Here is a 12,274-nt window from a genome sequence, read left to right on the forward strand (position 1 = left end):
CCGATTGATTGCTATGTCCGAAGAGCTGAAACGCGATTCCTTTGCCTCCAGATTGCGGAACAATTTCCTCGCCGGGCTTGTCATCTGCGCCCCGATCGCCATCACGATCTGGCTGACGCTTTCCTTCATCCGCTGGGCCGACAGCTGGGTGACGCCCTATATTCCGCCCTACTACAATCCGGAGAAATATCTGCCGATCGCCATTCCCGGCCTCGGTCTCTTGATTGCGATGATCATCATCACGCTGATCGGCTTTCTCGGCAAGAACCTGATCGGACGGTCGATCTTCAGTTTCGGTGAATCGATCCTGCACCGGATGCCGTTGGTCCGGACGCTGTACAAGAGCCTGAAGCAGATTTTCGAGACCGTCCTGAAAGAGCAGTCGACATCCTTCCGCAAGGTCGGGCTGATCGAGTTTCCGACACCGGGCACCTGGGTGATCGCCTTCATCTCGTCGGAACCGCAGGGCGAACTTGCGGAGAAATTCGGCACGATCGGACAGGAAATGGTGGCCGTCTTCGTGCCCCCGACGCCAGTGCCGACCGCAGGCTTCCTGCTCTATGTGCAGAAGGACAAGATCGTGCCGCTCGACATGTCGCCGGAGGATGCGACGAAGCTTCTGATCTCCGGCGGCATCATTACGCCCGAATACAAATCGAAGCTCGTAAAGACACCCGAAGAAGCCTGATCAGCCGGCGCTCAGGAAGCGCACGGCTTCGTCGCGGCGGTGGAAATAGAGCAGGGTTCTGAGTGCATCACCGCGTGGTGACAGAAGGTCGGGGTCCTTGTCGATCATGTAGGACGCGTCGCGGCGGGCGGTTTCCAGCAAGTCTCCATGCGCCTCAAGGCTCGCGAAGCGGAAACCCGGCGTGCCGGACTGGCGGGTACCCAAAAGCTCGCCTTCGCCGCGCAGGCGTAGGTCTTCCTCGGCGATAACGAAGCCGTCCTCGGTGTCGCGCATGATCGACAGCCGGGCGTGGCCCGTGTCGCCGAGCGGGCCCTTGTAGAGCAGGATGCAGCTGGATGCCTCCGCGCCACGGCCGACGCGGCCGCGCAGCTGGTGCAACTGGGCAAGCCCGAAGCGTTCGGCATGCTCGATGACCATGATCGTCGCATCGGGCACGTCGACGCCGACCTCTACTACGGTCGTTGCCACCAGCAGCCGCAGGTCGCCGGCCTTGAAACCGCCCATGACCTCGTCCTTTTCGAGACCCGACATGCGGCCATGGACGAGACCGACGCCGGGGCCAAGTTCCCGGGTCAGGACGGCGTGGCGTTCTTCTGCCGACATGAGGTCGGAGACATCGGATTCCTCGACCAGAGGGCAGATCCAGTAGGCTTTCTTGCCCTCGGCGATCGCTGTCTTTAGTCGGCTAATGATATCGGCGATCCGTTCCATCGGGACTGTGACGGTCTGAACGGGTTTCCGCCCGGCGGGCTTTTCGGTGAGCTTGGAGACGTCCATGTCGCCGAAGGCGGCAAGCACCAGCGTCCGGGGAATGGGGGTGGCGGTCATGACGAGCATGTGGGGCGAGATACCCTTGGCGGTCAGCCGCAGCCGCTGGTGGACGCCGAAGCGGTGCTGTTCGTCGACGACGGCAAGCAGGAGGTTTTGATAAACGACACTGTCCTGGAAAAGAGCGTGTGTGCCGAGAATGATCTGTGCCTCGCCGCTGGCAATCCGCTCCAGCGCTTCGCGGCGCTCGGCGGCCTTCATCTTGCCGGTGAGGATTTCCACGGTGATCCCGGCGGCTGTGGCCAGCGGCGTGATCGTCGCCAGATGCTGGCGGGCGAGAATTTCCGTCGGCGCCATCAGAACGGCCTGGCCGCCGCTTTCGACCGCCGCCGCCATCGCCATCAGCGCCACCAGCGTCTTGCCGGCGCCAACATCGCCCTGCAGCAGGCGCAGCATCCGGTCCGTGCCCGCCATGTCCTTGAGGATGTCGGCGATGGCCAGCGTCTGGCTGTTTGTCAGCGAGAAGGGCAGGGACGCGGCAATCTTTTCGCGCAGCACGCCCTTGTCCTGAACCGGGCGCCCGGCGACCTTGCGGATGCGTTGGCGAACCAATGCCAGGGACAGCTGCCCGGCCAGGAACTCGTCATAGGCAAGCCGCCGGCGGGACGGCGATTGCGGATCGATGTCGGCCTCGTCGCGCGGATTGTGGAGGCAGTCGAAGGCCTCTTTGAGCGATGGAAAGCGCTGCTTGCCGGTGAACGCCGCATCCAGCCATTCCGGCAGATCGGGCAGGCGTTCCAGGCTCTGTTCGATGGCACGACGAAGCACCTTTGGCGAGAGGCCGGCAGTGAGAGGATAGACCGGTTCGACGAGTGGCAGTTCGCCGGCGCGGTCCTCGGTGACCATATGGTCCGGGTGGACCATGGAGGCGCGGCCGTTGAACCAGTCGATCTTGCCGGAGACGATGACCGTTTCGCCCTCGGGCAGAGACTTTTCCAGCCAGGAGGACTTGGCATGGAAGAAGACGAGCGTCAGTTCGCCGGTGTCGTCGTGCAGATAGACGCGGTAGGGCACGTTCGAGCGGCTGTTCGGCGGCGGCTGATGACGGTCGACGCGCCCCGTCACCGTGACGATCGCGCCTTGCGGCGCCAGCGCGATTCCCGGCTGCTTGCGCCGGTCGATGAGGGCGTAGGGCGCGTGAAACAGCACGTCGATGACGCGGCAGTCGTCTGCATCCTCACGGCCGAACAGCCGCGCCAGCGTGTCGGCGAGTTTCGGGCCGACGCCGGCAAGCGATGAAACGGAAGCAAAGAGGGGGTCGAGGAGGGCCGGGCGCATGGCACGAAAAGAGACGACATTCGCGCCATTTGCAAGGCTGACATTTGCGAAATCACCGTCTATAGAAGCGTCAAACGAAAGGTTCCGCTCATGACCGGTCTCTCCCGCACCAGCGCCGATCTCGATCCCCGCCGCCGCCGCATCCTGTTTCGCTGCTGGCACCGCGGCATTCGCGAAATGGATCTGGTGCTCGGCCAGTTTGCCGAAGAGAACATTGGCGACCTCTCCGACGATCAGCTCGACGAGCTCGAGGTGATCATGAAGGAGGAGGACAATGATCTGGTGAAATGGGTGACCGGCGCGGAGGCGACGCCCGAACGGATGCTGACGCCCTTGTTTTCCAAAATCTGTTCCTATGTTCCGGATTTCGATCCGAAGACAGCCCCTTGAGAATTTCCGTAAGGTCCCATGATACCCGGTTTTGATGCCAAGAGACTGGCGGAAGACGCCTCCGCCCTGACCGTCGGCAATGTGCCTTCCGGCATGGAGCCGCTGCTGATCGCCGAACTGGCGCGCACCGGCAAGCCCGTGGCCTATGTCGTCTCCGACGGACAGGTGGTCAGCGATCTCGAACAGATGCTCGGCTTCTTTGCGCCGGAAATTCCTATCCTGAGTCTGCCGGCCTGGGACTGTCTGCCCTACGACCGGGTGTCACCGAGCGCTGACACGTCTGCCCGCCGTCTGTCCGCACTGGCCGGGCTCGTGGCGCATCAGAAGAAGCCGCATGCGGCGATCGTGCTGGTCACCGTCAATGCCATGCTGCAGCGTCTGACGCCGGCGCCGGTGATCGAGAGCCTGACCTTCTCGGCAAGACCCGGAAATCAGATCCGGATGGAAGCGATTGCCGACCGGCTGGCGGCGAACGGCTTCGAGCGCGTGCCGACGGTGCGCGAGGTCGGCGAATTCGCCGTGCGCGGCGGCATTCTCGACGTCTATGTGCCGGGCGCGGACGAGCCGGTGCGGCTCGACTTCTTCGGCGATACGCTGGAATCGATCCGCTCCTTCGATCCGGCCAGCCAGCGTACCACCGGCCAGGCAAAGTCGCTCGACCTCAACCCGATGAGCGAAGTGAGCCTGACGCCGGAGACGATCAGCCGCTTCCGGAAGAATTATCTGAGCCTGTTCGGCGCGGCCACCCGCGACGATGCGCTCTATGCGGCGATCTCCGAAGGGCGACGATATGCCGGCATGGAGCATTGGCTGCCGCTGTTCCACGACGAGCTTTCGACAGTCTTTGATTACCTTTCCGGCTTCCGCATCGTCACCGATCATACGGCGTTGCAGGCGGCCGAGGAGCGCTTCAAGCTGATCGAGGACTATTACGACGCGCGGCGGACGACCGGCGATTCCGGCAAGGCCGGCTTTTCGCAAGGCACGCCTTACAAGCCGGTGCCGCCGGACATGCTTTATCTCGGTGCCGATCAGTTCAAGGCCGGTCTGGACGCCTTTGGCGCCATCCGCCTGTCGCCCTTCAACGAGCATGAGGGCGAAACGCGGCCCGTCGTCAATCTCGACGCCCATGCCGGACCGCGCTGGGCAACCTCGGCTCTGGAAGCGAAAGCGGAAACCGACCGCGTCAATGTCTTCGACATCGCCGTCAAGCATATCGCCGACAAGCGCGCCAAGGGTTCGAAGGTGCTTATCGCCGGCTGGTCGGAAGGCTCCCTCGATCGTCTGCTGCAGGTGCTGGACGAGCATGGGCTCGAGAAGATCAAGCCGATCGAGAGCTTCAAGGAACTCGGGCAGCTGAAGAAGGGTGAGGCGGCCTCGACCGTTCTGAGCCTTGAATCCGGTTTCGAGGTGGGCGACGTCGCCATCATCGGCGAGCAGGATATTCTCGGCGACCGCATGGTGCGCCGCTCCAAGCGGCGCAAGCGCGGCGCGGACTTCATCTCCGAGGTGGCGGGGCTGGAGGAGGGCGCGCTCGTCGTCCACGCCCAGCACGGCATCGGCCGCTTCGTGGGGCTGGAAACCATCCAGGCCGCCGGCGCGCCGCATGCCTGCCTGCTCTTGCACTATGCCGACGAGGCCAAGCTCTATCTGCCGGTCGAAAATATCGAACTTCTGTCGCGCTACGGCTCGTCGGACGGGTCGGATGCGCAGCTCGACAAGCTCGGTGGCGTCGCGTGGCAGGCGCGCAAGGCGAAGCTGAAGAAGCGGCTCCTCGACATGGCGGGCGCATTGATCCGCATCGCAGCGGAACGGGTGACGCGTCATGCGCCGGCGCTCGTTGCGCCGGATGGCATTTACGACGAGTTCGCGGCCCGCTTCCCCTATGACGAGACGGAAGACCAGTTAAACGCCATCGAGGCGGTGCGCGAGGATCTCGGCGCCGGAAAGCCGATGGACCGTCTGATCTGCGGCGATGTCGGCTTCGGCAAGACGGAAGTGGCATTGCGCGCGGCCTTCATTGCCGCAATGAACGGCGTCCAGGTGGCGGTCGTCGTGCCGACGACGCTGCTCGCCCGCCAGCATTTCAAGACCTTCTCCGAACGCTTCCGCGGACTTCCGATCCGCGTGCAGCAGGCGTCCCGCCTTGTCGGCGCCAAGGAACTGGCGCTGACCAAGAAGGAAGTGTCCGAAGGCAAGACCGACATCGTCGTCGGAACCCATGCACTGCTCGGCTCCGGCATCAAGTTTGCCAATCTCGGCCTCCTGATCATCGACGAGGAGCAGCATTTCGGCGTCAAGCACAAGGAGCGGCTGAAGGAACTGAAGTCCGACGTGCATGTGGTGACGCTGTCGGCAACGCCGATCCCGCGCACGCTGCAACTGGCCATGACCGGCGTGCGCGAACTGTCGCTGATCACAACGCCGCCGGTCGACCGTATGGCGGTGCGCACCTTCATCTCGCCGTTCGATCCGCTGGTGATCCGCGAGACGCTGATGCGCGAGCATTATCGTGGCGGCCAGAGCTTCTATGTCTGCCCGCGTCTTGCCGACCTTGCCGATATCCATGCCTTCCTGCAGTCGGACTGCCCCGAGCTGAAGGTAGCCGTCGCCCATGGCCAGATGGTGGCGGGCGAGCTCGAGGACATCATGAACGCCTTCTATGACGGGCGCTACGACGTGCTTCTGTCGACGACCATCGTCGAATCCGGCCTCGACGTGCCGACCGCCAACACGCTGATCGTCCATCGCGCCGACATGTTTGGCCTCGCCCAGCTTTACCAGCTGCGCGGCCGCGTCGGCCGTTCCAAGGTGCGTGCGTTCGCGCTGTTCACGTTGCCGGCCAACAAGACGCTGACGGCGACCGCCGAGCGACGCCTGAAGGTGCTGCAATCGCTTGATACGCTGGGCGCCGGCTTCCAGCTTGCCTCACACGATCTCGATATCCGCGGCGCCGGCAACCTGCTCGGCGAAGAGCAGTCCGGCCATATCAAGGAAGTCGGCTTCGAGCTTTACCAGCAGATGCTGGAAGAGGCCGTCGCCGAGGTGAAGGGCGAGGAAGAAATCCACGACAGCGGCTGGTCGCCGCAGATTTCCGTTGGCACGCCGGTGATGATCCCGGACGAATACGTGCCGGACCTGCACCTGCGTCTCGGCCTCTATCGCCGTCTCGGCGAAATCCGGGACCTGCAGGAAATCGACGCGTTCGGCGCGGAGATGATCGACCGCTTCGGGCCCCTGCCGATCGAGGTCCAGCACCTCCTGAAGATCGTCTACATCAAGGCGCTCTGCCGCAAGGCCAATGTCGAGAAGCTGGAAGCGGGGCCGAAGGGCATCGTTGTGCAGTTCCGCAACAAGGAATTCCCGGATCCGGCCAGCCTTGTCGGCTTCATCGCCAAGCAGGGTTCGATGGCGAAGATCCGTCCGGATCAGAGCGTGTTCTTCCTGCGCGACCTGCCGACCCCGGAAAAGCGCCTTGCCGGCGCCGGCGTCATCATGACCCAGCTGGCGGGGCTGCTGAAGTAGCGTTCCTGTCGTCAGGATTTGTCAGGGCGTCGTCGCTGATGGCGACGGCGGCCTGCGTGTTGGGAGCAACCGGCGGCGGCATGGCGACGCCACGCTTGCGCTCGCGCACCAGCGTGATCAGTCCGGAGCCGACGATCAGGCCGATACCGAGCAGCATCGGCGCGTCGACGCCGTCTCCGAAGATCAGGTAGCCGAGAATGATCGCCCAGATCATCTGGCTGTACTGGATCGGGCTGACGACAGCGGCCGGTGCATAGAAGGTCGCATACATCAGGAGCACGTTGCCTAGCGCTCCGAGGATGCCGTAGCCGAGCAGCAGCAGCCATTCGTTCCCGCCCGGCATAGTGAAGGTCGGCGCCATCACGCCGGCGCAGATGATCAGCGCGCCGAGCGAGCCGGCCCCAAACAGCGAGATGCTCTTTTCCGCCGGGCCGATGCCACGCATGATGACGATGTTGATCGCGGCGGCCAGACCGGCGACGAGGGCGGCGACGTGACCGATGCCGAGCTCTCGAAAGCCGGGGCGCAGGACGACCAGAACGCCGATGAAGCCGAGAATGACGGCGCTCCATCGACGGATTCCGACTTCTTCCTTGAGGAAGATGACCGACATGATGGTGACGAAGGACGGCAGCAGGAAGATCAGCGAGAAGGCTTCCGCCATGGAGAGATGCGTAAACGCCGTGACGCTGGTGATGGCGCCGATCGCCGAACAGACGAAGCGCAACAGCCAGAGCGGCCGGTTGACGCTGCGCACCGTATCCAGCCAGCGATCCGTCCGCTTCTTCAAGAAGGGCAGGGCAAGCAGCGAGAGCAGCGCGCCGAAGAAGGCCGATTCGTAAGGCGGGATGCGGCCTTCGATCAGCTTTACAGAGGCATCGCTGAAGGAGAAGGCGGCAAACGAGCCGAAAGCGATCAGCACGCCCTTGAGGACAAAATCATTGCGCATGGTTCACGGTCACTTGGAAACGGGAGGTTGAGACGTTCAGTCGGTCGGGCGCATCCGTGATCCGTCAGCCGGCGGTCCTCGACATTCGCCGGCTCCTCCCTGCGGCATACGCCGCACCATACCAGCAGGATGTCAAACCTGGCCGCCGCATCCTGTGTGGCGAAAGCGCTCAGACAAGATCTGCTCTAAGACCGCGAGCCTGTTGCGTCAATTCAGATTCGCGCTGCCGCGTTCCTTCTCGGCGGCAATCTGCCGAAAGGCGTTGGCGAGCACCTGTGCGGGCTGGGCACCGCTGACGGCGTATTTCTGGTCGATGATGATGAAGGGAACGCCGCTGACGCCCATCTTCTGCGCCTGCTCAATCTCCTGCTTTATGGTGTCCTTGTCGGCGTCCGAGTAGAGAAGACGCTCGACGACGGCGCGGTCGAGGCCGGCTTGCTGCCCGATATCGAGAAGGACGGCCGGATCGCCGACATTGCGGCCTTCCTCGAAATTCGCCTTGAACAGCAGATCGACGGCCCTGAGATGAACGTCGTTGCCTTCCTGCATCGCCCAGTGGATGAGGCGATGGGCATCGAGCGTATTCGGGCCGATCTTGATTTTGTCGAAGTGGTAGTCGAGCCCGTCTTCCTTGCCGAGCTCCGTCAGCTGGGCATGGGCGCGGTCAAGGGCTTCCTCGCCGCCGAACTTCGCGGCCAGATGCGCGCGCTGATCGACGCCTTCCGGCGGGAAGTCGGGATTGAGCTGGAAGGGACGGAAGGTGACGTCCGCGGCGATGCCCTGCGGTTCGACTTCGGCGAGTGCCTTTTCCAGCCGGGCCTTGCCGAGGTAGCACCAAGGGCAGACGACGTCAGAGACGACATCGATGACGAGCTTTTCCATGAACGGGGTCCTTCCGGCTTTGGCGTTCTGCCAGACCTAGGCCGGAAGGCATCGAACTTCAAGGCGTTACCCCAAGGTAACCACCCGTCTTCCTGCTACTGCGCCCGGGCGTCCCACCATGTCTCGAGCTGATAGCCGTAGAGCGGTGCCTTTTCGACATGGTCTATGAACTTCCAGCGCGCAACCCATTGTTCGCCGACGTAATAGAGCGGGATCACGTAATGGCCGGCGACCAGAAGGCGGTCATAGGCGCGCACTGCGGCGGTGAAATCTTCCTGGCTGCGCGCCTGCAACATCGCGTCGATCATCCGGTCGATATCCGGATCGGCCACGCCGGCATAGTTGAACGTGCCCTCCATGTCCTTCGAAACCGAGCCCCAGCGGTAAAGCTGCTCGGCGCCGGGCGAGAGGGAGGACGGATAGGCCTTGATGATGACGTCGTAGTCGTAGCTGTTGGAACGGCTCTGGTATTGCGCGTCGTCGACGGTGCGGATCGCCATGTTGATGCCGATCAGCTTCAGCGTCCGCTGGTAGGCGAGCGCCATCTTTTCCTGGTCGGCGTTCTGCGTCATCACCTCGAAGGCGAGCGGTTTGCCGTCCGGTCCGACCATCTGCCGGCCCTGGATCGTGTAGCCTGCCTGCTTGAAGAGGTCGACGGCCTTGCGCAGCACCTTTCGGTCGCTGCCCGAGCCGTCCGTGACTGGCATTTCATAGGTGCCGGCGAGAATGGCGGGATCCATCTTGTCCTTGGCCGGGCCGAGCAGCTTCAATTCGCGTTCATCGGCTGCGTGGCCATAGGCGCCAAGATCGGAATTCTGCCAGAAGCTTTCCGTGCGATGGAACTGGTTGCCGTAGAGGTTCTTGTTCATCCACTCGAAATCGAGCGCCCAGGTCAGCGCCTCGCGCAGCGTCTCGTTCTGGAAGAGCGGGCGGCGGAGATTGAAGACGAAGCCGAGCATGCCGGATGGCAGGCCGGGCTTGACGGTCTCCTTGACCACGTCGCCATTCTGGACGGCCGGGAAATCATAGGCGCGGGCCCAGTGGGTGGCGTCACCTTCCGGATAGACGTTGACGTTGCCCTTCTTGAAGGCCTCGAACAGGGTCGCCTGCTGCAGGAAGTATTTGACGGTGATCTTGTCGTAATTGTCGAAACCGACCTTTGCGGGAATGTCCTTGCCCCAGTAATTCGGGTCGCGTTCGTAGACGATCTGCTCGCCCGGCGTGATCGACTTGATCTTGTAGGGCCCGGATCCGACCGGAATGTCGAGCGATGTCTGCTCGAACGTGTCGGCGTTGACCGCATGCTTCGGCAGGATCGGCGACATGGCGATGATCAGTGGCGTCTCGCGGTTCGCCTTGTCGTTGAAGGTGAAACGGACACTGTTCTCGCCGACCTTCTCCATCTTCTCGACTGTCTTCAGCCGGTTGTTGTAGGGCGGGCGACCCTTCTCGGCGAGCAGGTTGAACGAGAAGATCACATCGTCCGCGGTGACCGGCTGTCCGTCCTGCCAATGCGCCTTGGGATTGAGGTTGAATTGGATATAGGTGCGGTCGTCGTCCCACTCGACGCTTTCTGCCAGAAGTCCGTAGAGGCTGAAGGGCTCGTCGGAAGACCGCGTCATCAGCGATTCGTAGAAGAGATTGCCGTATTCCGGGTCCCAGATGCCGCGGGCGGTTGTGCGCATTCCCTTCAGGACGAAGGAGTTCAGGCTGTCGAACGTGCCGACGACGCCATAGGTGATCTCGCCGCCCTTCTTCACATCCGGATTGACGTAAGGGAAGTTCTTGAAGTCGGATGGCAGCGCCGGATCGCCATGCATCGCGATGCCGTGGACTGGCTCGGCATGGCCAAGAGCGGGAGCCAGAAGCATGGAAAGGCAGAGGAGAAGGCGGCGCATTTCACGGTATCCCATAGTGTGCGGACGATTCCCCAGGACGTTACCATGGGCTGCGGCATTTCCAACCTTTGACCTTGCGGAAGCGGCCTTTGTTGGGCCGGAGATCAAAAAATCCGAAAGAAATACTGGATATCGCGATTGTGGCAATGTAACAGGATGAGCGGAAAGACCGGGGTCATCCAATTGCCTTATTTGGGAGACAGGTGATCACCTCATGTGACCCGAGACGCGGAAGGCCGGCAGGAAGCCGCCACCGTTTCAATTTCAGGAGATGGAATTCGTTATGATCTCAATCGCGCGTAAAATTCTTCCGGCCATTGCAGCTACGCTTGCTCTGGGCACTGGCTACGGCGCGCTGCCGGCTGTCGCCCAGGACGCGCCTGCCGCCGGCCAGCCGCCGCTTGGCTGGTTCAAGACCTGCAACAAGCAGGAAGACAACGACATCTGCCTCGTCCAGAACATCGTTCGCGCCAATAACGGCCAGATGCTGACCGCCGTTGCGCTGATCAGCGTCGAAGGCAAGGTGAACCGCAAGCTCTTGCAGGTGTCGGTTCCGTCCGCCCGCCTGATCCAACCGGGTGTGCAGATGCAGATCGACGGCGGCCAGGGCCAGCAGGTTCCCTATGCCGTCTGCCTTCCGGACCGTTGCACGGCCGAGGTTCCGCTGACCGACGCGATGATCGCTTCCTTGAAAAAGGGTGGCGAGGTCGTCTTCACCTCGATCAACTTCCGCCGCGCGCCGAACCCGATCAAGGTCAGCCTCAGCGGTTTCACGGCGGCCTATGATGGCGAGCCGATGTCGGAATCGAAGCTTGCCGAAACCCAGCGCAGCCTTGAGGAAAGCATGCAGAAGAAGGCCGAAGAGGCCCGCAAGAAGCTTGAAGACGCGCAGAACGCCGCCAAGCAGTCCGAAAACAACTGATCGGATCGCCGCGCACGCGCATTTCATCAATGGACCCGGCTCTCGAGCCGGGTTTTTTGTTGTATGAAGGGCGCAGGCCACAGCCCCGCCGTCTCACTGCCGAACTGGAATTGCCATGAACAACAACGTCATCAAATTCGAGCGCCCGAAGAAGCCGAAGGAAAAGCGGCCTATGTCGCCGCGCATGCAGAAGATGCTGATCATCGCCGGCATTATCCTCGGCATTGCCGCGGTCTACACCTATTATGCGCTGACCTTGCCGGGGCAGGCTGGCGTCTGAATTTTTGAGGGAGTTGGCAAGTGGCGACCCCTGCAGGATTCGAACCTGCGACCATCGGCTTAGAAGGCCGGTGCTCTATCCAGCTGAGCTAAGGGGCCGTTTGCCTGGAAAAGCGGTCAAATGGCGATAGTCGCCCGCCGGGCCTCAATGGGTCCAGGGCTGAGTGCGGCTGTAGCGGAAATTGTCCGTGTAGGATAGCGACTTGCGGGTCGCTTCCTTGGGCTGGATCACCCGGTATTCGATCCCCTTGCGCTTGGCGTAGGCTTCGGCTTCTTCCTGCGTTTCGAAGGTCAGCTTGACCTGCTGCAGCATGTCCGATGACGAAGTGTAGCCCATGATCGGATCGATCTTGCGGGCAACGCTCTGATCGAATTCGAGTACCCAGAGATGCGTCTTTGCCTTTCCGGACTGCATGGCGGTCTTGGCGGGACGGTAGATCTTGGCAGACATGGTTCGAACACGCTCCGAATGAAGGTTCCGACGATATTGTTCCACAATTTGAACCGAATGTCTTTCCATTCCGTTCAAGGCGGCTGGTCGGAGTGGAGAGATTCGAACTCCCGACCCTCTGGTCCCAAACCAGATGCGCTACCAGGCTGCGCTACACTCCGTTTGACCAACGAAGCGGGGATAC

Annotated in this window: 10 protein-coding genes and 2 tRNA genes; 5 read left to right on the forward strand and 7 right to left on the reverse strand. The window is 62.3% G+C overall.

Translation table 11 applies throughout. The features are described 5' to 3' along the window. Positions 1-13: 13 nt before the first annotated feature. Positions 14-688, forward strand: coding sequence for a DUF502 domain-containing protein (locus tag NN662_RS09455; protein WP_261930032.1), 675 nt, complete (start codon positions 14-16; stop codon positions 686-688). Here the strand turns inward: NN662_RS09455 and recG are convergent, their stop codons facing one another. Further along, the gene (gene recG / locus NN662_RS09460) at positions 689-2,794 is read right to left on the reverse strand and encodes an ATP-dependent DNA helicase RecG (RefSeq protein ID WP_261930033.1); all 2,106 of its coding nucleotides are present in this window, start codon (positions 2,792-2,794) and stop codon (positions 689-691) included. 90 nt (positions 2,795-2,884) lie between these two features. On the opposite strand from recG, the gene NN662_RS09465 reads away from it, so the two are divergent. Further along, positions 2,885-3,184 carry a succinate dehydrogenase assembly factor 2 gene (locus NN662_RS09465; protein WP_261930034.1) on the forward strand — a complete coding sequence of 100 codons (300 nt, stop codon included), beginning with the start codon at positions 2,885-2,887 and terminating at the stop codon, positions 3,182-3,184. Between the two features lie 18 nt (positions 3,185-3,202). Further along, positions 3,203-6,709 (forward strand): transcription-repair coupling factor, encoded by a 3,507-nt coding sequence (gene mfd, locus NN662_RS09470; RefSeq protein ID WP_261930035.1) that lies wholly within the window; start codon positions 3,203-3,205, stop codon positions 6,707-6,709. On the opposite strand, the gene NN662_RS09475 is transcribed toward mfd, so the two are convergent. From NN662_RS09475 to NN662_RS09485, 3 genes are all read right to left on the reverse strand, one after another. Further along, positions 6,678-7,658: a DMT family transporter gene (locus NN662_RS09475; protein WP_261930036.1), complete on the reverse strand. Its 981-nt coding sequence runs from the start codon at positions 7,656-7,658 to the stop codon at positions 6,678-6,680. The genes mfd and NN662_RS09475 overlap by 32 nt on opposite strands. A 207-nt stretch (positions 7,659-7,865) precedes the next feature. Beyond that, entirely contained in the window at positions 7,866-8,540 is a 675-nt protein-coding gene (locus NN662_RS09480; RefSeq protein WP_261930037.1) for a DsbA family oxidoreductase, read from the reverse strand. Positions 8,541-8,635: 95 nt separating this feature from the next. Next, on the reverse strand, positions 8,636-10,438 hold the full coding sequence (locus tag NN662_RS09485) for an extracellular solute-binding protein (RefSeq protein WP_261930038.1): 1,803 nt from the start codon (positions 10,436-10,438) through the stop codon (positions 8,636-8,638). 283 nt (positions 10,439-10,721) lie between these two features. Between NN662_RS09485 and NN662_RS09490 the strand changes: the two genes are divergently transcribed. Both NN662_RS09490 and NN662_RS09495 read left to right on the forward strand, forming a co-directional pair. Then, complete coding sequence (locus tag NN662_RS09490; protein WP_261930039.1) at positions 10,722-11,360, forward strand: invasion associated locus B family protein; 639 nt, start codon at positions 10,722-10,724, stop codon at positions 11,358-11,360. A gap of 115 nt (positions 11,361-11,475) precedes the next feature. Next, the gene (locus tag NN662_RS09495; RefSeq protein WP_261930040.1) at positions 11,476-11,640 is read left to right on the forward strand and encodes a hypothetical protein; all 165 of its coding nucleotides are present in this window, start codon (positions 11,476-11,478) and stop codon (positions 11,638-11,640) included. Positions 11,641-11,661: 21 nt separating this feature from the next. Here the strand turns inward: NN662_RS09495 and NN662_RS09500 are convergent. The 3 genes from NN662_RS09500 to NN662_RS09510 form a co-directional block, all read right to left on the reverse strand. Further along, positions 11,662-11,738, reverse strand: a tRNA-Arg gene (locus NN662_RS09500). A gap of 46 nt (positions 11,739-11,784) precedes the next feature. Then, positions 11,785-12,090 carry an ETC complex I subunit gene (locus tag NN662_RS09505; protein ID WP_261930041.1) on the reverse strand — a complete coding sequence of 102 codons (306 nt, stop codon included), beginning with the start codon at positions 12,088-12,090 and terminating at the stop codon, positions 11,785-11,787. Positions 12,091-12,174: 84 nt separating this feature from the next. Next, positions 12,175-12,251, reverse strand: a tRNA-Pro gene (locus NN662_RS09510). Positions 12,252-12,274: the final 23 nt, after the last annotated feature.

Source organism: Rhizobium sp. NRK18 (genome assembly GCF_024385575.1).
Lineage (GTDB): Bacteria > Pseudomonadota > Alphaproteobacteria > Rhizobiales > Rhizobiaceae > JANFMV01.